At 48.2% G+C, this 19,871-nt stretch carries 17 protein-coding genes and 1 pseudogene; 3 read left to right on the forward strand and 15 right to left on the reverse strand.

Features of this window, described 5'->3' with window-relative positions; genetic code table 11:
* Nucleotides 1-197: 197 nt before the first annotated feature.
* The 5 genes and pseudogenes from IEY53_RS21790 to IEY53_RS21810 all read right to left on the reverse strand — a co-directional run bounded on the left by IEY53_RS21790 (nt 198) and on the right by IEY53_RS21810 (nt 4,290).
* A complete protein-coding gene (locus IEY53_RS21790) occupies nt 198-635 on the reverse strand; it encodes a hypothetical protein (protein ID WP_189028762.1) in 438 nt (145 codons plus the stop codon).
* Between the two features lie 41 nt (nt 636-676).
* Nucleotides 677-1,182 (reverse strand): annotated as a pseudogene (locus IEY53_RS21795) (type 1 glutamine amidotransferase domain-containing protein).
* 101 nt (nt 1,183-1,283) lie between these two features.
* A complete protein-coding gene (locus IEY53_RS21800; protein ID WP_189028766.1) occupies nt 1,284-1,439 on the reverse strand; it encodes a hypothetical protein in 156 nt (51 codons plus the stop codon).
* Nucleotides 1,440-1,640: 201 nt separating this feature from the next.
* Nucleotides 1,641-2,084, reverse strand: a complete 444-nt coding sequence (gene dtd / locus IEY53_RS21805; RefSeq protein WP_189028768.1) for a D-aminoacyl-tRNA deacylase — start codon at nt 2,082-2,084, stop codon at nt 1,641-1,643.
* A gap of 22 nt (nt 2,085-2,106) precedes the next feature.
* Nucleotides 2,107-4,290, reverse strand: coding sequence for a RelA/SpoT family protein (locus IEY53_RS21810; RefSeq protein ID WP_189028770.1), 2,184 nt, complete (start codon nt 4,288-4,290; stop codon nt 2,107-2,109).
* Nucleotides 4,291-4,597: 307 nt separating this feature from the next.
* Here IEY53_RS21810 and uraA point away from each other — a divergent pair, with 307 nt between their 5' ends.
* Nucleotides 4,598-5,905, forward strand: a complete 1,308-nt coding sequence (gene uraA / locus IEY53_RS21815; protein ID WP_189028772.1) for a uracil permease — start codon at nt 4,598-4,600, stop codon at nt 5,903-5,905.
* Between the two features lie 109 nt (nt 5,906-6,014).
* Here the strand turns inward: uraA and IEY53_RS21820 are convergent, their stop codons facing one another.
* The 6 genes from IEY53_RS21820 to IEY53_RS21845 all read right to left on the reverse strand — a co-directional run bounded on the left by IEY53_RS21820 (nt 6,015) and on the right by IEY53_RS21845 (nt 12,748).
* Nucleotides 6,015-6,533, reverse strand: coding sequence for an adenine phosphoribosyltransferase (locus IEY53_RS21820; protein ID WP_189028774.1), 519 nt, complete (start codon nt 6,531-6,533; stop codon nt 6,015-6,017).
* A 66-nt stretch (nt 6,534-6,599) separates the two neighbouring features.
* Nucleotides 6,600-9,002 (reverse strand): single-stranded-DNA-specific exonuclease RecJ, encoded by a 2,403-nt coding sequence (recJ, locus tag IEY53_RS21825; protein ID WP_189028776.1) that lies wholly within the window; start codon nt 9,000-9,002, stop codon nt 6,600-6,602.
* A 29-nt stretch (nt 9,003-9,031) separates the two neighbouring features.
* Entirely contained in the window at nt 9,032-9,994 is a 963-nt protein-coding gene (locus IEY53_RS21830; protein ID WP_189028778.1) for a cation diffusion facilitator family transporter, read from the reverse strand.
* A gap of 138 nt (nt 9,995-10,132) precedes the next feature.
* A complete protein-coding gene (secF, locus tag IEY53_RS21835; RefSeq protein WP_189028780.1) occupies nt 10,133-11,035 on the reverse strand; it encodes a protein translocase subunit SecF in 903 nt (300 codons plus the stop codon).
* A complete protein-coding gene (secD, locus tag IEY53_RS21840; protein WP_189028782.1) occupies nt 11,025-12,275 on the reverse strand; it encodes a protein translocase subunit SecD in 1,251 nt (416 codons plus the stop codon). Before secD ends, secF begins: the two co-directional genes overlap by 11 nt.
* A 221-nt stretch (nt 12,276-12,496) precedes the next feature.
* The gene (locus tag IEY53_RS21845) at nt 12,497-12,748 is read right to left on the reverse strand and encodes a post-transcriptional regulator (RefSeq protein WP_189028784.1); all 252 of its coding nucleotides are present in this window, start codon (nt 12,746-12,748) and stop codon (nt 12,497-12,499) included.
* Between the two features lie 188 nt (nt 12,749-12,936).
* Here IEY53_RS21845 and spoVB point away from each other — a divergent pair, with 188 nt between their 5' ends.
* Nucleotides 12,937-14,556: a stage V sporulation protein B gene (gene spoVB / locus IEY53_RS21850; RefSeq protein ID WP_189028786.1), complete on the forward strand. Its 1,620-nt coding sequence runs from the start codon at nt 12,937-12,939 to the stop codon at nt 14,554-14,556.
* Nucleotides 14,557-14,562: 6 nt separating this feature from the next.
* Here the strand turns inward: spoVB and IEY53_RS21855 are convergent, their stop codons facing one another.
* Nucleotides 14,563-15,327, reverse strand: coding sequence for a YetF domain-containing protein (locus IEY53_RS21855; RefSeq protein WP_189028788.1), 765 nt, complete (start codon nt 15,325-15,327; stop codon nt 14,563-14,565).
* Nucleotides 15,328-15,621: 294 nt separating this feature from the next.
* On the opposite strand from IEY53_RS21855, the gene IEY53_RS21860 reads away from it, so the two are divergent.
* A complete protein-coding gene (locus IEY53_RS21860) occupies nt 15,622-16,014 on the forward strand; it encodes a TIGR04086 family membrane protein (protein ID WP_189028790.1) in 393 nt (130 codons plus the stop codon).
* Nucleotides 16,015-17,150: 1,136 nt separating this feature from the next.
* Here the strand turns inward: IEY53_RS21860 and IEY53_RS21865 are convergent.
* The 3 genes from IEY53_RS21865 to IEY53_RS21875 are packed head-to-tail and all read right to left on the reverse strand — an operon-like array spanning nt 17,151 to nt 19,870.
* The gene (locus IEY53_RS21865; protein WP_189028792.1) at nt 17,151-18,428 is read right to left on the reverse strand and encodes a S8 family serine peptidase; all 1,278 of its coding nucleotides are present in this window, start codon (nt 18,426-18,428) and stop codon (nt 17,151-17,153) included.
* Nucleotides 18,429-18,431: 3 nt separating this feature from the next.
* Nucleotides 18,432-18,713 carry a peptide maturation system acyl carrier-related protein gene (locus IEY53_RS21870; RefSeq protein WP_189028793.1) on the reverse strand — a complete coding sequence of 94 codons (282 nt, stop codon included), beginning with the start codon at nt 18,711-18,713 and terminating at the stop codon, nt 18,432-18,434.
* Between the two features lie 35 nt (nt 18,714-18,748).
* Nucleotides 18,749-19,870 (reverse strand): TIGR04066 family peptide maturation system protein, encoded by a 1,122-nt coding sequence (locus IEY53_RS21875; protein WP_189028795.1) that lies wholly within the window; start codon nt 19,868-19,870, stop codon nt 18,749-18,751.
* Between the last annotated feature and the right edge of the window lies 1 nt (nt 19,871).

Genomic DNA, 19,871 nt, shown 5'->3' on the forward strand with positions numbered 1-19,871 from the left:
GTTTGATTCTATTATCCATGAGTTGTACTTTCCGTGTCCACCTCTTAGTCTAAATCACTGTGTCCGTATAAAAACACAACACCTTTCGTTTCCTCAAATAAGGTCCACTGAGTCCGCTCCGCTTCCTTGAACAGCCGATCCGGTGACGAGTTGTTGCCCGGCCTAAGTCAACCGCTGATTATGATTTGAGCCATTGTTTATTCAAAAACCTCAACAAAGGCATGTTTGCCGCGCAGCACCTGGATTACTTCGTTGAAATGGGCTTCGGGAACCTTAAGCTCCATCACATAACGCAAATCATCAAGGTCTCTATCGTCCACATCCTTCGCTTCCCTCACCTGGTCTTCATGAACCCGGCCTTCAGCATCGCCTGAAGTCTCCGAATCTGCCAGGCCCGGTGCCAATACAGCTCCCGCAGCCGGGTTCCCGCTTGGCGAGCCTGCCGCTCCGGCCGCACCCGCAGCCATGGAAGAATTGTTAAGGGGCAGGATAGGAAAGAGGATATTCCGGTCGCGCCCAAGGGTATCGGTGAGCTCTGATACTTCAGGCACATCCACGTTGTAAGCGATCAGGGAAGTTTTTGCACCTTGCGCCTCGTCTTCTGTTCTGAAATAAGCCTGGATTCTTTTCATCATTTGAAATTCCTCCTTGGTTTAATAGTTCCCGCAACACTATATTACAGAACCTTCAGCAGCTCACGCACAAAGGCGGGCTCATCTTTAGGTGTGCGTGATGTAATAAAATTCCGGTCCACTACCACCTCTTCATCCCTGAACTCCGCTCCGGCATTGACCACATCGTCCTGCAACGGCGGGTAGGATGTAATCGTGCGGCCTCGCAGCAGATCGGCACTGATCAGAATTTGCGGGCCGTGGCAGATGGAAGCAATCGCTTTACCTGCGTCATTCGCCTCCTTCACGAAGGTCAGAATCTCCGGGCTTTGACGCAGGTTCTCCGGAGAGGAGCCACCCGGGATAACTACAGCGTCATAGTCTGCCGCCTTTACCTCCGCAATCGCCTTATCGGCCGTATAAGTAGCCTCTCCTTTTTTGCCGCGCAGCTCCTCATTCAACTTCAGGCCGATAATATCTGCCTGATGTCCTGCTTGTATAACTTCATCGTAAGGTACCTTCATCTCGGAGTCCTCAAGTCGTTAGGCAACAAAAATGCAACCTTGCTCATGCTTTTCGTTCTCCCTTCCCTCAGGATCTCTTCTTGACATTCTATTACCCTGATCCCCAAAGTACCAAACGGGTATGGAAAAGCCGCCCCCTTTGCCTGCATCAGGTGCGCGGCAGAAGATCGCGGCTTCTTCCTTTTAACACATTCAGTGCTGCGGGATCCTCTCCCGCTCTTGCCTGCACGTTCACTTCAGCTGGACTGCCCGCTGTTAACACACCGTTGCTGCTCCATATCCAGGCCTTCCGGGATTGTCTCATGTGTGCCTCTACACTCCTTGCCTGCTGTCTACACTCATCCGCCTCTAGTGTATCCCGCTCAGCCTTGGGTTATCCTTCTTGTGATCCTTCCCACGCCTGCAAAAAAAAGAATGCCGCATGCCTGCTCCAAAAGGAACAAGGATGCGGCATCCTAAAACCGGATACCGGTTATAACCGTAACAGATGCTCAGGAAAAATAGGCTAGGCCCGGCTGTCCAGAATGAGCGTCACCGGTCCCCAGTTGGTCAGCGACACATCCATCATGGCGCCGAAAACACCTGTTTCGACCTGCAGCCCGTCGCCTCTCAGCAGCTCATTAAACGTATCATACAGCTTCTTTGCCTCGGCAGGAGCAGCTGCGGCCATAAAATTGGGCCGTCTGCCCTTGCGGCAATCTCCGTAGAGCGTAAATTGGGATACGGACAATACCGCACCGCCGATATCGGTGACGCTGAAGTTCATTTTGCCGTCTTCGTCTTCAAAGATACGCAGTCCCGCTACCTTCTCCGCCAAATATTTGGCATCCTTCTCCGTATCGCCATGCGTCACTCCGACGAGCAGCATAAGACCTGCACCAATCTCTCCGGTTACCTGCCCGAGCGCCGTAACTTTGGCTTCCTTGCAACGCTGCACTACCACTTTCATGGAAATGATTCAACTCCTGCTCTTATTGCATAATGCGGTTAACGGTATAGACATCCTTGACCCGCTTAACCCGGTCCACTACCGACTGCAGATGGTCCGTGTTGCGGATGAGAATGGTCATGTGGATCATCGCCATCTTGTTCTTGTCCGAACGTCCCGTAACGGCCGAGATATTCGTCTTGCTCTCTGACACCGCCTGCAGCACCTCATTGAGCAGTCCATTGCGGTCATGGCCGGTAATCTCAATATCGACGCTGTAATTTGCCTCCATGCTGCCTTCCCATTCCACCTCAATGACCCTTGCTGCTTCTTCCCCGTCCCCGTCTCCAGGAATGTTCGGACAATCTTCACGGTGCACGGATACGCCGCGCCCGCGGGTTACATAACCGACAATATCGTCGCCCGGCACCGGGTTGCAACATCGGGCAAAACGAACAAGCAGGTTCTCAATGCCTTTGACACGTACCCCGTTCGTAGGCTGATTCCGCTTCTCGCCGCTGGATTTGATCTCCTTCATCTCTGAAGTCAGCTCCAGATGATTGGCCGCTTCCTCCTGCTCCTTGCGCAGTTTCTCCGTCAGCTTGGAGGCAATCTGCGCCGCCGTAATGCCGCCGAAACCAACCGCGGAGAGCATATCTTCGATATCGTTAAAAGCGAATTTCTTCGCCGCTTCCACCATTTTGTCGTCTGAGCACCATTCCGCTACATCCACATTCAAACGCTTCAGCTCACGTTCTATAGCTTCGCGGCCTTTTTCGACATTCTCCTCGCGTTTCTCTTTCTTGAACCACTGCTTGATCTTGCTTCGCGCATGCGAGGACTGGGCGATCTTCAGCCAATCCCGGCTTGGGCCATACGAATGCTTCGAGGTCAGAATCTCCACGATATCCCCGGTCTTCAGCTTGTGGTCCAGCGGAACAATCCGGCCGTTGACCTTGGAACCGATGGTGCGGTTGCCGACCTCCGTATGAATCCGGAAAGCGAAATCAAGCGGAACAGACCCGGCAGGCAGCTCAATGACTTCTCCCTTAGGCGTGAATACGAAGACCAGGTCGGAGAAAAAGTCCATTTTGAGCGATTCCACGAACTCTTCCGCGTCCTTCGCCTCATGCTGCAGCTCCAGGATTTCCCGGAAAAAAGGCATCCGGTTCTCCGGATTGACATTGGTATTGCTGGTACCTTCCTTATACGCCCAGTGGGCGGCAATCCCGAACTCGGCGGTCCGGTGCATTTCCCAGGTGCGGATCTGCACTTCTGTCGGCTCGCCGCCTGGACCCACCACTGTCGTATGCAGGGATTGATACATATTCGCTTTGGGCATCGCTATATAATCCTTGAACCGGCCCGGCATGGGCTTCCAAAGCGTATGAATAATGCCCAGCGTGGCATAACAATCCTTGATGTTATCGACAATAATACGAATGGCCAGCAGGTCATAAATCTCGTTAAATTGCTTGTTTCTGGTGCTCATTTTGTTGTAGACACTGTAAATATGCTTGGGGCGGCCCGAAAGGTCGCCTTCAATCCCCATTTCATCCAGCTTGGCGCGAATCCGGCCAATGACGCTGTCGATGAACTGCTCTCGTTCAGCGCGCTTCTTATGCACCAGGTTGGCAATACGGTAATACTGCTGCGGATTGAGGTACCGGAGCGCAATATCCTCCATCTCCCACTTGATGGCCGAGATCCCCAGCCGGTCGGCAATGGGACAGAAAATCTCCAGGGTCTCATAAGAAATCCGCCGCTGACTTTCTTCCGACTGATATTTCAGGGTCCGCATATTATGCAGACGATCGGCCAGTTTGATCACGATGACACGAATATCCTGAGCCATGGCAATGAACATTTTGCGGTAATTCTCATTCTGCTGCTCCTGCTTGGAGCGGAAACGGATGCGTTCCAGCTTGGTTAAGCCGTCCACAAGCATCGCACAGGTATCGCCAAAATTCTCGCGGATTTGTTCCAATGAGACCGTCGTATCTTCTACAACATCATGTAAAAGCGCCGCAATAATGGAGATTACATCCATTTGCATATTGACGACAATATCTGCGACCGCAAGCGGGTGCAGAATATACGGCTCCCCCGATTTTCGGACCTGGCCGTGATGAGCCTGATCGGCAAATTCATAAGCTTCCCGGATGCGGAGAAGATCTTTTTCTTTTATATAGGCGCCAGCCTTGTCAATTAATCGCTCTATGCCCATTCTCGTCGTATCCGTTTCCTTTCTATAATAAAATGAACCCGCAAAAGGTTGCAAAATCTGCAGGTTCCGTCATTTCTTAGCGGGTCTTGTTCACCTATCTAAAGTTGTTTATAATTATGACGCTTACGATGGATTACGTCAACACTTGCCATGGCACGGGACCGCGCTCCGTCAAGGTGCCGAGATAAGACAAAATAGTGGCACTTGCAAAATGTTGTTGTAAAAAGCCGCTGATCTATTTAATCTGGTAAAGGCGGTTTTCCCGCAGGTTGACATTCTATAAGAGAAGAAAGAGGAGTGAACTCCATTGCAACGCGAAATTCAAGTGAACGAAAGACTCCCTTGGGGACCGGGCTTTTTGTTAAGTCTCCAGCATTTGTTCGCCATGTTCGGCAGTACGGTACTTGTGCCGAATTTGTTTGGCGTAGACCCCGGCATGATTCTGCTGATGAACGGGCTCGGGACTCTGCTGTATATTTTGATCTGCCGCGGCAAAATCCCTGCTTACCTCGGCTCCAGCTTTGCTTTTATTTCTCCGGTACTGGCCGTTCTTAAGGAGCATAAGGGCGACCATATGCACGGGTACTCGCTGGCGCTTGGCGCCTTCATCGTCACCGGCGTTATCTTTGTGATCGTGGCCTTGATTGTCCGCTTTGCCGGAACCGGCTGGATCGATGTCGTATTCCCTCCGGCTGTTATGGGAGCCATCGTTGCCACCATCGGCCTTGAGCTGGTCCCTGTCGCGGCCCGCATGGCCGGACTGATCGCTCCCGATGGAGCAACTGAATGGACGGCAGATGGCAGTGCCATCACACTTTCCATGGTTACACTGGGGGTTACTGTGATTGGAGCTGTCCTCTTCCGCGGTTTCCCCAAAATCATTCATATCCTTATCGGTATCGTTACCGGTTACGGTCTCGCTTATGTTATGGGCAAGGTGAATACGGAAGCTATTTCTAATGCGAGCTTTTTTGCCCATCCTACCCTGGTGACTCCTTCTTTCGACTGGGAAGTCATCTTCACAATTATTCCTGTATCACTGGTAGTTATTGTTGAGCATATTGGCCACTTGCTGGTGACCAGCAATATTGTGGGCAAGGATCTGGCCAAAGACCCTGGACTTGACCGTTCCTTGATGGGCAACGGAATTTCGACGATCATCTCCGGTTTTGTCGGTTCCACGCCCAATACCACTTATGGTGAGAATATCGGCGTTATGGCCCTGACCAAAGTATATTCGGTCTTCGTCATTGGCGGTGCTGCGATCATTGCTATATTGCTCTCTTTCTCGGGCACCTTCTCCTCGGTCATCGCCAACATCCCCGCGCCTGTTATGGGCGGTGTCTCGTTGCTACTGTTTGGTGTTATCGCAGCCTCCGGCCTGCGTATTTTCGTAGAACAAAAGGTCGATTTCTCCAAAGCCACGAATATGATCCTGGCTACCTTGGTGCTTGTAGTCGGCATCAGCGGAACAACGCTTCACATCGGCGGTATTGAGCTTAAGGGGATGGCGCTGGCTACGATTGTCGGTATCGTGTTGTCCTTATTCTTTAAGCTTATTGAAGTGCTTGGTTTATCCAATGACGATGGGGAAAGTGACAAGGCTGCCCATTAACCTCTGCTGAATCAACCTTATTATGCTTGTTTAGCCTAAAGAGGGCTGCTGTCTTTGAATCTGACAGCAGCCCTCTTGTTATTTCCCGGGAAAAGAGCCGGGACCTACATTAATCCTCGTAGTTCAACAACGCCATAACTTCAATATCATTCAGCTTCTTGCGTCCGGCCAGCTGAACCAGTTCAATCAGGAAAGCCGCGCCGACCACTTTCCCCCCAAGCTGCTCCACCAGGCTGACTGAAGTGGCAATCGTTCCGCCTGTAGCCAGCAGATCATCAGCGATCAGTACGTTTTGTCCGGGTTTGATGGCATCCGTGTGAACGGCCAGCGTGTCTTTTCCGTACTCCAGATCATACCCCACCTCGATAGTCTCATAAGGCAGCTTGCCGCTTTTGCGAATAGGTACAAAACCAACTCCCAAAGCATAAGCAAGTGGAGCGCCAACTACAAAGCCGCGCGCTTCGGGTCCGGCAATCACATCAATCTGAAGGTGCGAGACCAGAGCCTTGAGCTCATCGATGGCCCGGCGATAGGCTTCACCGTCTTTAAGCAGTGTGGTAATATCTTTGAAACTGATGCCGGGCTGGGGGAAATCGGGAATCACACGAATACTATCTCTAAAATCCAAGCTTATCATCTCCTAAAAGTTATATGCGGGGCGTACGTTTCCTTGATTGCAGCGGTTACAAACTGTTCACGATGCGCCAAGGCGGCGCGACAGCATCCAGTCATGAAGCTGGGACAGGCTGCTTTCCATGAAATATTGTTCCATCTCCGCCACCTCGCCCAGCCGGACGAAATGGCGGGAAGCGGTCAGGCTTTTGGCAGCCGGCTGGGAAACAAACACAATCCGTCCCTGGTTTCGTTCTATGAAATCAAGCTCCTCGAACACATCCAGCATCCTGCTCAGCATCCGCATGCTCATCGAGGATTGGCGGCTTAGGCGCAGCAGGACTTCCCGCTCCGGTACCGCCGATGCTGCCATGGAAGCCAGCGATTTATATAAGCTCTTAAAATGGTCGCGCGTCGGAATTTGCAGACGCTCCTTCGCCTCTTTGATGGAATGCAGCAGTGCTATATTGGTCACGTCCGAAAAAGTCGCAAACAGTGCATCCAGCTGTTCCGGGGTTTCCGGCATATCCATCAGGCATATTAGCGAAATCCCTTGCTCCGGTGCAGCGTTCTGCTCCTGACCGATTGCCGAAATTCCTCCGTCATTATCATAAACCCAAAGGGACATACCTTTCAATCCGCTCTGCACTGCCGTACGCTCACTCTGAAACACTGCAGCCGCATGAAACGGGGAACTGCCGCTGTAAGGCCGCAGCATTTCTTTGAGATATAACGCTTTCCCGGCAGCGTCAGCAGAACCGCGCAGATCAAACAATTGCGCTTCCGGCACAGCCAGATCCTGGAGCATCAGCTGTGGTTTGCGTGAACCGTTCCACTCATTCACCGTCAGCTCCGCAAGTACATCCAGTACAGTTCCTACCGGAAGCAGCTCGGCGAGTGCGCCTTTGCCGAAAGCTACCGTCTCCAGAAGGCAGCCGTCCTGCTGCAAGACCAGCTTCAAGTGTTTGCTTCCTTGGCCCATGGTACGCGTCTCTTGAATTACCGCCCCGCGTACAATGAACTTAGGCAGCGGATTGGCCATCCCGAAGGGGGCCAGCTTGTCCAGCTCATCCGCCGCTTGCAGCGACAGCTCGGCAAGTGACACCTCGGCATCAGCCGCTGCAGCCGGTATAAAATGCTCCGGCGAAAGTACACTGGCCGCATATTGGTTAAGTGCCGCCGCGAACGCCACCAGTTGATCACGGTGCAGGCTCATACCCGCTGCAGCCGGATGACCGCCGAAATGGTCCATCAGCCCGGCACATGACGAAAGGGCCTCGTAAATATCCAGTCCCGGGATGGAGCGGGCTGAGCCTTTGCACATTCCAGTCTCCGGATGGATGTCCAAAATGATAACCGGGCGATAATAACGCTCCAGCAGCTTGGAGGCAACAATTCCAACAACGCCCACATTCCAGCCGGTATCGGCCAGCACGATAATATCCGGCAGCGAGCCGGACTCGTGTGTAGCCTCCAACTGGGCGGTAGCCTCAGCAACAATTCTTTCCACCACCAGCTGGCGTTCCTTGTTCAGCACATCCAGCTCTGCAGCCAGCTGCTCTGCTTCTGCAGCCAGCTCTGTAGTGAGCAGTGTTACTGCCCGGCCTGCATGGTCCAGTCGTCCACTGGCATTGATCCGCGGTGCCATGCCAAAGGCAATATTCACCGCACTGACCGTGCTCATCGTGATTCCGCTGACATTCAGCAGGGCGCGAATACCGGGGAAATGCGATTCGCGCATACTGAGTAATCCTCGCCGGACTATATCCCGGTTCTCGCCGACCAGCGGCATCAGGTCGGCCACGGTGCCAATCGCCGCAATCTCGGTCCACGCTTCAGGCGTGTCCGGACCCAGCATCGCCTGCGCCAGCTTGAGAGCAACGCCAACGCCGGCCAAACCTTTGAACGGATAAGGACAACCCGGAATTTTGGGATTGATCAGTGCAAAGGCTTCGGGCAGCAGCTCTGGCGGTTCATGATGGTCGGTAACGATGATATCGATGCCCAGCGTATTGGCATAGGCAATCTGATGATAGGCGCTAATACCGGTATCCACCGTAATAATCAGGGATACTCCCTGCTGCAACGCCCAATCGAGCGCATGGTTATGCAGGCCGTAGCCCTCATTGGAACGATGTGGAATATAAATATCAAAGGAAGCGCTGAGGTAACGCAGCAAATAGATCATCAGCGCGGTACTGGATACACCATCGGCATCATAATCGCCATAGACCAGAATATGTTCCCCTTCATCAAGTGCCTTTCTGATTCGCGGAACGGCTTCCGCCATTCCTTGCAGCAGGAAGGGATCATGCTGTTCGTCCGCTCCGCCTTCCATGAACAACAGCGCCTCATCAGGCGTTGTCATTCCCCTTGTAACAAGCAATGAAGACAAGAGCGGAGAAATAGAAAGGCTCCGGGCCAGCCCCGCTACAACATCGGGATCGGCTGCCGGAGAATGCCATCTTGTTTTGGAATGAAGCAATAGAGCTCACCTTTCTCTCACCCTGCAGACTACTGAAGCAGCGTGGGTATGTCGTTATCCCCCAGTTCATGATTGCTTTTATACGGATAGCCGGGGTCATACGGCACCACATCGATATGGACATCCCCTACATGAACAAACCTGTGCTGCAAGAGCTTGCGCGCACATTCGGAGATATCCTGTGCTTCCATGACCGTAATACGGGGGTTGACGCTGATTTTTACTTCCAGATTTAAGTAACGTCCCTGCTCGACCGCCTTCAAATGCTCTACACGGATTACCCCGTGTACCCGCTGTACGGTTTCAATAAAATTGGCCGCTTCCTCCGGTGGCAGCTCCTGAACAGGTTTCCCATAAACCGAACCCGCCACAAGAACATAACCTTTACGAAGAATAAGGCAGCCTGTCAGCAGTGCAGCAATAGGGTCCATGTACAGCAAGGGATGCCATTCCAGATAGCTTCCAGCCATAGACAGCGTGATGCCCAGGAATACTGTGATAGAAGTATAAAGACTGAACCGGTGACTGTCCGCATAAGAGGCATGACTACCGTCGCCCAGTCTTTTGAAATACCGGTATTGATATTGAAATACAGCCTCTTTAAGTAAAATGGAAAGGAGGACCGTAACGAGTGCCCATTCGCCAGGCGTGGATAAATGACCCAGGGTTAGATCACGTATCGCCGAAAATAAGATCTGCAGACCGCCCATAAAAATAATAACCGAACAAAAAACAGCAATAATCGGCTCCTTTTTGCCCCGCCGGTGCTCAGCTTGCAAAGCTCCCTTGTTCTTTTTCCCTTGCTCGGGACGCCACGGAAGAGCTTCCGCCAGCTTCGCTGCGGCATCCGCTCCGGAATACAAAGCATCCCCCATCAACGCCTTGCTGCCGGACAGATAACCGATACTTCCCTTGGCTACAGCCAGAGCAACATCGCTGACGATCCCTGTCCAGGCAACGGTTTCGCTTTGCGGTGATTGTTTGTCATTCATAGCAAGGCCTCCTAACCAATAGCAAGTATCCACATGATGATGAAGCGATTTGCCGGACCTTTCACTCCAAAGATTTCGAAAGCCGCGTCGCCTTTGACGCGGCTTGTGTACTGCTGCTATTACAGGTGTATATGGTTCTTACACTTTGGCCGGGTTGTTATTCACAGCAGGCTTCTGACGCTTCTTAAGCAGCAGCCAGAGCGGGCTTGCAATAAAGATGGAAGAGTAGGCTCCAAAGAGCAATCCGATAACCATAGCGAGCGAGAACATTTTTATCGACTCACCGCCAAGAACAAGCAGGAAAAACGCCGCGATAAAGACGGTAAAAGCCGTATATATGGAACGCAGCAAGGTCTGGGATACACTCTTGTTGACCAGCACCTTAAGATCCTCGTAGGTCTTCTGCTTACCGAAGCGCAAATTCTCGCGGATCCGGTCAAAGATAACGATCGTATCATTGATCGAATAACCGATAATGGTAAGTACCGCGATAATAAACGTCAGATCCACCTCTAAACGGAAGATGGAGAAAATTGCGACTACCATGAAGGCATCATGCATCAGTGCAACAATCGCGGCGACCGCAAAACGCCATTCAAAGCGGATGCTGACATAAACAATGATCCCCAGACAGGAAATGAGGACGGCATAAATCGCGTTTTTGGCCAGTTCCTTGGCCATCTCGGTATCAACGGTGTTAATCTCAAAGGAAGCTTTGTCGTCCAGCTTTGTAATCGCAGCTTTCAGTGCCTCGCTTTGATTATCATTAAGCTCTTGTTCATAACGGATGTTGATCCGCTTTTCACCCATTGTAATGCTCGGTTCATGAGGGACGCCAACTCCTCCGATTGCCGAACGAACCTCTTCAACCGTTACGTTCTTCGAGAGTGCGGTATCAACATTGGACCCTGCTTTGAAATCGACACTGTAGTTCAGACCGAGGAACGCCAGAAATACCAGCCCCATAATGGTCAGCACAATGGAGAAAACATAGAAAAATTTGCTTAGGTGTACAAAATCAAGCTCTTTCTTAAAGCGCACGGATTTCACTCTCCTTAACCCCGAAATGCTTCGGCGTACTCAGTTTGCCGGATTTGACCAGCAGGGTGAGCAACCAGTGGGAGAAATAAAGATTAGTGGCGATACTGAGCACGATTTCTACAATCAACACCAACGCAAAACCTTTAACTGCACCCGTACCGAAGGCAAACATAACAGAAGCTACAATAATAGTTGTAATATTGGAATCCATAACGGTACGGAAGGAGATTTTGTTGCCTGATTTAACAGAAGACAAAATGCTCTTACCGCTGCGCATCTCTTCCCTGATCCGTTCATTTGTAATGATATTGGCATCGACAGCCATCCCTATACCGAGAATGAATGCGGCGATACCGGGGAGAGTCAGCGTAAAGTCGGCTATGACAAAGACCAGAATCAGGAGCCATGTATGCAAAATCAGTGCAAAGCTGGCCAGTAAACCCGGTGAACGGTACATGCCGATCATGAAGAGCAGGATAATGACGGAACCGACCAAACCTGCCAAAAGCGTCTGATCCAAAGACTGTTTCCCGAGTGTAGCGCCTACGCTTTGGGAATATTTCTCTGTTAGCTTCAGGGGCAGAGCACCTAGGTTGATCGTATCGGCCAGTTCACGCGCCGTTTCCAGCGTATATCCACCAGAAATTGATGCTGCACCATCGGTAAGTTCTGCTCTGACTTCAGGATTTGATAGCAATCTATCATCTAGGTAAATGGCAAGATCTCTCCCAAGCAGACGTTTGGTGATCTCTGCAAATTTATCTTTGTCCTTAATCTTAATACCAATTACAGGTTGGTTAAGATTGTCGCGTTCAACCTCTGCAGCCCCCTCGACAAAATCACTGCCCACCAGCTCGATTTTGCTGTAAGTGCCCGCAGCATCGCCTTCGGCAGCACTCCGGAAAGTCAGAACCGCAGGTTCTTTCATCTTTTTGCGCACTTCAGCCTCATTGGTAACCCCCGCAATTTTGAGACGAATGCGGTCAGTTCCTTCTGTGGTTACCTCAGGTTCGCTGGTTCCAAGGGCGTTGGCCCGTTTCTCCAGACTTTCAGCGGTCTTTTGCAGTGAAGAATGGGTCAGCGCTCCTCCCGTCTCCATCGGCTCTGCCTGGTACAGGATCTCGAATCCGCCTTTTAGATCCAGACCCAGCCGAACCTTGTCCAGCAGACCTGGAGTTGAAAATACCATGACGCCCGTCAGGACGGCCACAGTAACAATAAAGCTTAAAAGTCTCTTCATGCTCTTGCTAGTTCCCCTTTCATTACTCAATATTCCTATTATAGCCACGCGGGAAATGAGCGTCAATTCATGCCAGTCTGGACACGGCTATATTCACACAAAGAAACGGCCGGCTGTGCGCTATGGGCATGCCATCCGTTTTTCATAGGAAATGTGCAGTTGTTCTTCCATTACTTTACCGCTTTGTGCAGCCTTATGCAAAAGAAAATCGTTCCTTTTCTTCAGTTCAGTCCCCTGTAAGCGGCAATCGTCAAATAATTCATATAACTGTTGGCTTTCAAGGAATAAATATCATTCACCAGCTTGTGTAAAGGCGGTGTTCCTTCTTTCGCATAATTCCTGCTGATGCAATCCCAAATATCCTTGGCGGTTACATATTCATAGCCGAGGAGCCGGAATTCCTCCGCTTTACTGCGGCACATGGCGTCGATTTCTGCGCTAAGCTCGTCATGATTCCATTGCTCCGATTCCATGTGATGCCACCTCCTGATTACTCATATACGCATGCTCATCCTATGTATTCGACTTCAGCTCCCGGTTTCCTTCTTGGCCCGCGAAACTTGTCATCTGCAATGCTTGTCATGCAATGGGTTGTACTGCATATCCATAGGAAGAGACAAGTTGCAGAGCGTTCATTTCGACCGGGAAGAGGGAGTGCCCTTTGAAGAACTATAACTCTACTTTAAGAAAACAGAGCTTTATTCAGGGAACATTAATTTTACTTGCTGCCGGGATCATCAACCGTATGCTCGGGTTCATCCCCCGGATCGCCCTGCCGCGGATCATCGGGTCTGAAGGAGTGGGGCTGTATCAGCTCGGCTATCCTTTTTTCCTGGTGCTGATGACTGTCATTACCGGCGGAATACCGCTCGCGATTGCCAAAATGGTTGCAGAAGCCGAAGGGGAAAACCGTCCGGATAAGTCTCGGCAGATCCTGCGCACTGGCCTGGCTTTAACAGTAGGGATGGCGATCCTGTTCACCTTCATTGCGCTCATCAGTGCCTCCTGGGTCGCTACGGTTCTTCTGCCAGACCCCCGTGTATATTATGTATTTATCGGCATGATCCCCATGCTTGGGATTGTCGCGGTTTCAGCCGTTTACAGGGGTTATTTTCAGGGACGGCAGAACATGATTCCCTCTGCATTCTCTTCGGTTCTGGAAACCATTGTGCGGATATTATTTATGTTGTGGTTCTCCTGGCTGCTGCTTCCCAAAGGTATGGCTTTTGCCGCGGCAGGGGCGATGCTGGGTGTGACTGTCGGAGAAATCGCGGGGATGTTGGCTCTTTTATGGCAATATTATGTCATTCTTCAAAAAGACAAAAAATCAGGCAGCTCCGTTCCTGAAGAGCAGGCAAATCCTACTGATGGCATGCTGACGCTACCGGCAGCGGAACGAAAAAACACTCCCATGTTGACCCGTATGCTGGGTATTGCGATTCCTGTAACCGCCGGCAGGCTGGTAGGTTCATTCTCCTATCTCCTGGAGTCCATTATAACCGCACGCAGCCTTGCGCTGGCCGGAATTGCCACAGCTGCCGCCACCTCCCAATATGGAAATTTGCAGGGCATGGTGATTCCGCTGCTGCTGCTGCCCGGGGCCTTAACCTCTTCTCTGGCCGTCTCTTTGGTACCTTCCCTGTCAGAGGCTGCCGCGCGAAGGGATACGCCAACGATCCATAAACGGCTGCATCAGGCACTGCGCCTGGCCCTGGTGACCGGAGCTCCTTTTGCGGTGATGATGTATATTCTGGCCGAACCTCTGTGCACTTTATTATACGGGAATGCGGACACGGCCCCGATGCTGCGCTTAATGGCCCCCTTCGCCTTGTTTCTGTATGTGCAGGCCCCGCTGCAGGCTGCACTGCAAGCTATGGATCGTCCGGGCAGGGCGCTTGTCAATACCTTGATCGGTGCTGTCGTCAAAATTATACTAATTTTCACTTTGGCTTCGCGGCCGGAATATGGGATCTATGGCGCGATCATTGCCATCATTATCAACAGTATCCTGGTGACCCTTCTTCACGGTTACAGTGTAGTTACCCAGATTTCCTTGAGGCTGCGGCTGTCCGATCTGATCAAGACTGTAGCCGCAATGATCATTACCGGGGCAGGTGTACATTATGTATATACAGCCATTCCCCTGTCCGGAACCCAGTGGATTCAGTTTCTGTATGCTGCTGCCTGTGGAATGGCATTGTACTCGTCCCTCTGCCTGCTAACCGGGCTTTTCTCCCTGCGGGATTTAGACCGCCTGAATTTCTTGAAGCGCTGGCGCTAACGGGATTCAGGAGCGCAAGCGGTCAATATACATTTCTCCTTTATGATCAATGGAGCAAAGGAAGATCTCCTTGAAATCGGAGACTCCTTTCTGACGGATCTGTGTTCTCAGCCAAAAGCGGTTTTTCCCGATCATTTCCAGATTCTCGTCCTGAACCTTTCCGTCCATAATCAGCGGGATTGGAAGCCCTTCATATCTGATCTTGTTTTTCGGAAGCTCCACACTCGGAGTCTTCTCCTCTTTGGAGAAGACAAAGTCTTTCTTTTTTTCGGCACTGGAACTGCTGTTTCCCGATTGATTGGAGGACGAGACTCCTCTCTTCTTCTCCACCACGGTCAGTTGTCCGCTGGTCTCAAGGATTGCAAATTCCACATCCGCCGGGCTGTCGATATTTTGCCCGCGCAGCTGCAGCAGTAAGTCATCAAGATTATAACGCTGTCTGCGCATCTCCCCCCGGTGCAGCTTGCCGTCCGAGATGAGCACACTGGGTTTGCCGTCGATGAAGAGGCGCAGCTTGCGGCTCCTCAGACTTAGCCAGGCCACCAGCAATTGAATCAGGACGAGTGTAGCCATCGGAACCACACCGTCATAGATCGGCCGCTCGATATCTTCAATGACAAAGACGGCAATCTCGGCAATCATAATGGAGATCGTAAGGTCAAACACCGACAGCTTGCCGATTTCTCTTTTCCCCATAATGCGCATGCACAGGAATATGAAGAAATACATCAGCACGGTCAGAAAGATGTGGGCAGTAATATGCTGGAACATATTGTCTTCGCTCCCCTTCCGTTCTCACCTGCACAAATTCATCTCACAGGCGGATCAATGTAACCCTATTCTGACCGGGCGGCCCCGGGAACATTCGGAAAACGTGCTATTAATTAATGGTAAAAAGACTACCCCTCATTCTTGTACTATTGGGGCAAGCCCACCCATACAATAAATAGTAACTTGTACAGAATGAAGTGACTGCTATCAGGTTAAAAGCAGGCTATGTCCGCCGGAATCCCTACAAACAGATTCCGGCAGTACATAAGCACACAAAATTTAGGAGGTTGTACCATGTACCTAATCCGGCGGCTGCTCTCTTGGAGAATAGCCAATCCTGTATTATCCGGTCTGTGCCGGTCTTTTCTTTGGATGCTGCTGGGCGCCTTTGTCCTCTCGCTCCTGCTCTGGGGCAGCGGGCTGAGTGAAGAGGATCTTGCGATGTATACTTACATTGTACATGGCATTGCCGCAGCTTTCGGCGGACTTGCAGCAGGCCGCAGAGCCAGCCGTAAAGGCTGGTATCAGGGATGCCTGACCGGAGCCTTTTACGCCATTATCATTTTGTTGGTCGGCTTCCTGGCTTTGGACAGCCCTTTCTCAGGCAGTGACCTGCTCTGGATCCTTGCAGCCTCTGCCATCGGGGCACTGGGCGGAATGTTTGGAGTTAATTTATCTAGGTCATAACATAAATTGCACTAACAATGATGATTTAAAATATCTTAGTTAAGATGAAAAAAAGGCCAGCTCACGTTTGCAGTACGTAGGTTAAAATGGAAGTAATATACACCCATTTCAGAACTACAAGCAAAGAGCTGGTTACCTTAAAGTACACAAAATACGTAGGTTTGACTGTGTCCAAAGCAACAATTGCTAAGGCTGTCGCCTAGCTTCGAAGAGAAAAGGCGCGTAATATCGGTGCGATTAAGCACGATGCCGCAGCGGCTCCTCAACTCCAAGATGTATGGGAAATGTCCACCTGCAAAGGAGCCGTTGTTAAAATTTCTGGATCGCTACTCATCGTCCAGCCTTCAGGAATTAGAACAAAATGGACAAAAAAAGTACGGGAGTAGCTGAGCACCCTCCGTTTTTATCGAGCGGGGCATGCGACCATATTCCAGGAAGATCTGCAAACGATTAGGGAAGTCGGAGAACGAAAAGGCAGATCGAAGCGCACTGCTAGAACAAGCGATGCAAGAACGCAGGGGGCTGAGGTTCAAGCCCTGCAAAGTCTGCATGGGTTGGCCTCCCTCACCGCCGATTTCCTCTTCAAATCGGCAGTTTCTGGCGTTTCCGCCCTCTCGCTCTCAGCTCATGGCCTATTGGGACTGGTTCCCCACGAGTATTCTTCAGGCCAGAGGGTAACCGAATAAGCTGACCAAGGCGGGCAACCGACTATGTCCGACCGTCTACTGTTGAAAGCTGCTGAGCTACCGGCATCGTCCAACTACCAAAGGGGATTTGGTTTGCCGGCAAGAAAACATTGATGCCCCTATGCAGTTGATTTCATGGAACCCCAGATGCGGTTATACAACAAGTATCGAAAACTAGTTCGACGAGAGGCAATGTTACCATCCGTCGGAAACTTCCGAAAACTAATGACGTACGTTCGGCAGCAATAGCTTAGTGCAAGCGGGTATCTTAGATTTTTTTACATACGTTTTTTTTGCCCCGGGCTAAGACTTCCAGTGGCTCCGACTTGTGTCTTAAACCATTCAAACGATCCCTTAGGCGGTTTTCATTCCTCCTACTGCCTGATAGGCAACAGCCCAGTGGATTTTTATTCCACCCTTCGATTTTTCTTTCGTCACAAGACTAACAGATCAAATAAAAATTTTTATTATTTTTTTATATAGCTCTGTTATAGCTCTTCTAGAGACTGAGCTACCAACTTTAAAACTATAGTATTTATGAATCTTTAGATCTGTAATAACTGGCCCTTCTAATTTATCGAAATTTTTTCCAATTAATATTTCTACATCGAAATTAAACTCTCCCTCTGTAGGGGTTGTAAGATAATTATGATCGTTATATAGAACTAAATCATTCACATATTTATTCTTAATATAAAACATAAAACTTTCGGCAAGAATACCTTCTGGAAGGAACTCACAACCTACATTTAAAGATTCTTCATTTGTAGAGACACAGATTGTAGAATAGCCTTTTTGAGTGAACTTTTTTGCAATTTTCAACATTGTTTCTAGGTTTCGATCTTTAAAGACGATTACAGGGATATCAGACTGGAAATTATCTATTGACTTGGGTAATGAAGATAATAATTTACTTTTATACAGCTCTTTATCCCAGTACTTATCAGATATAAAATCAACTGAACCAATTGACATTTCACTATATAACCAATCAACATTCACACAACGATAAGGATCGTAATAATCTCCGGTAAAATTCAAAGAATTCTTATAAAGCTCTAATTTAATATCTTCAAGATTGAAATGATATTGTCTGAGAAGAATCCAGAATATTTTTGCAGTTATATATGGTGTTGCATAACTATTAGATGGGTTACAATATCCGAATGTACTGTTTAAAAAGTGTCGACCACTTGTAAATACATCTATTCCCATTAAAGAATTTCCAACAAAATAGTAACCCTCTTCTTTCAAATTAAACTGATTACATGAAACCCCTATTACATTAGTTAAGCATGCAGGTACAGTATATCTGCCATTATTGTTAACAGCAGCTATTATAATTAATCCTTTTGCAGCTACATAATTAACACAATTTTTAATATCATCGAAATCTTTAATATTAATTGATCCGATACTCATATTTACTATTCTAACGCCATTTTCCAAACACCAATACAATGCACGTATCAACTGTTCTTTACTTGCTTTGCCCTTTTTTGAGTTTAATATCTTCACACTACACAAAGCCGCAAGTGAAGCATTATTTTTTATGATAATTCCGCATATTGTTCCATGACTTAAGAAAGGTGGCTCATCAGATATTTTTTTTCGTTTTTTAATACTATGCTCAGTAATTTCAATATCCTCTTCTAATTCGCCGAAATCAAAGCATTTTGTGTTGATCCCATCATCAATAATTGCAATTTTTATTTTTCCAGAGTACATTACTTAATTACCTAAATTCATTTCATTTTTAACAAGTAAAGTGATTTTGTTAACAGTTCTGAAATGTCCACTTACAATAGCATCTTCCGCTATTTTAACATGAAACTTCTTTTTAATTTCAAAATATAATCTTAATAAATCCCTTGCTTTTAATCGAATTTCACTACCTAATAAATCTTTGTCACAATAATCTTCTATAAAAACAAATGAATCAGTAAATATGACATTATTTAAAATATCAATAATTGATGCTTTAACATTAAAAGTTTCAATTTCAATTATCATAAAAAATCAGCCCCCAATGTAAATGAACTTATAAACTAAAATACTACACTATTACTATTCTCAGACAGTTTGTTTATTAACATTTCCGTTAAATCGCCCTTATCACTTAATAAATTATAGATAGGAACTGTCGTCAAGCTATTTACTTTTTCGATTGTTTTATCAATTAGCTTTATGTTTATAGTACTAGATCTAACTTTTTCTGGTTTTGCATTTACCATCTCTACCCAGTCGATCTGCCGATTACTAATATTATAAGCGTCTATTTCAAAGCCAAATCTATACTTCACTGTATTTCCTATTAATTCTAAATATTTCGCGGTAAAATCTTCATGAAATAAACATAAAACGGATGCATCAGGCACTACAGCTTGTGATACTAAAAATGCAGTAATACCAAAATTGTTGTGTATCTTGTTGTCGTAAGGAACAATACCGCCAGGGATGCAAATTACGATAACATCTGGATTTTCAGATTTCTCGATGTTTTTGATGTACTTATTAAATAGAAAAATTTTCTCTACATCGTCAAACTTTCTTTCAGTCATAAAATTTGGAAAAGAGTGATATCCAAGAAACTCACAATATGATCTTGATCCGATCATACTTATCTTATATCCACTCTCTTCAAGCTGTTTTTTTATATTAATTTGAGTTGTGAATTTCCCAGTGCTATTGGATAACCCCATTACTACAATTACCGGAGTGTTAATATTAAGAATACCTTCTCTGCAATTAATTTCGTCTATGGTTGAATCAGGATTATTTGAATAATCCTCAAAAAGCACTTCATTTTCTATGCTATTTATTCTCAACTCTTCTCTAATTTGAGGAGAAAGAGGAGCCAAGTTTATAATTTTTTTATGAGCATCAATAGCCATCTTAATCTTTGGGTAAAGTGACCACTCGAAATCAATATAACTATCTACTTCAGTGAAAATAACTGTATCTACAATGCTCAATAATGCATCAAAATCTTTTTTAACTACTAGATTTAGAGCTGACCCCCCATCCGCAATTGAAGCGTCTTTTCCACAAAGACCGGAACCATTTAATGAACATAGATGAATCTCATTAAATTTATCAATGAAGTTATTACTTCGTAAAATTGGAGCGAAGCTGGAATCATATGGATATATAAGAACATCGTTCTTCATT

The organism is Paenibacillus albidus (genome assembly GCF_014644435.1).
In the GTDB taxonomy this organism is placed as follows: Bacteria; Bacillota; Bacilli; order Paenibacillales; family Paenibacillaceae; genus Paenibacillus_AQ; species Paenibacillus_AQ albidus.

What these genes read in the sequence shown, in the direction of transcription:
- IEY53_RS21790 (WP_189028762.1), bottom strand. Translation starts at nt 635, where the DNA reads ATGATGAAAAGAATCCAGGCTTATTTCAGAACAGAAGACGAGGCGCAA.
- IEY53_RS21800 (WP_189028766.1), bottom strand. Translation starts at nt 1,439, where the DNA reads ATGAGACAATCCCGGAAGGCCTGGATATGGAGCAGCAACGGTGTGTTA.
- dtd (WP_189028768.1), bottom strand. Translation starts at nt 2,084, where the DNA reads ATGAAAGTGGTAGTGCAGCGTTGCAAGGAAGCCAAAGTTACGGCGCTC.
- IEY53_RS21810 (WP_189028770.1), bottom strand. Translation starts at nt 4,290, where the DNA reads ATGGGCATAGAGCGATTAATTGACAAGGCTGGCGCCTATATAAAAGAA.
- IEY53_RS21830 (WP_189028778.1), bottom strand. Translation starts at nt 9,994, where the DNA reads ATGAATGACAAACAATCACCGCAAAGCGAAACCGTTGCCTGGACAGGG.
- secD (WP_189028782.1), bottom strand. Translation starts at nt 12,275, where the DNA reads ATGAAGAGACTTTTAAGCTTTATTGTTACTGTGGCCGTCCTGACGGGC.
- IEY53_RS21845 (WP_189028784.1), bottom strand. Translation starts at nt 12,748, where the DNA reads ATGGAATCGGAGCAATGGAATCATGACGAGCTTAGCGCAGAAATCGAC.
- IEY53_RS21855 (WP_189028788.1), bottom strand. Translation starts at nt 15,327, where the DNA reads ATGTTCCAGCATATTACTGCCCACATCTTTCTGACCGTGCTGATGTAT.
- IEY53_RS21860 (WP_189028790.1), top strand. Translation starts at nt 15,622, where the DNA reads ATGTACCTAATCCGGCGGCTGCTCTCTTGGAGAATAGCCAATCCTGTA.
- IEY53_RS21865 (WP_189028792.1), bottom strand. Translation starts at nt 18,428, where the DNA reads ATGTACTCTGGAAAAATAAAAATTGCAATTATTGATGATGGGATCAAC.
- IEY53_RS21870 (WP_189028793.1), bottom strand. Translation starts at nt 18,713, where the DNA reads ATGATAATTGAAATTGAAACTTTTAATGTTAAAGCATCAATTATTGAT.
- IEY53_RS21875 (WP_189028795.1), bottom strand. Translation starts at nt 19,870, where the DNA reads ATGAAGAACGATGTTCTTATATATCCATATGATTCCAGCTTCGCTCCA.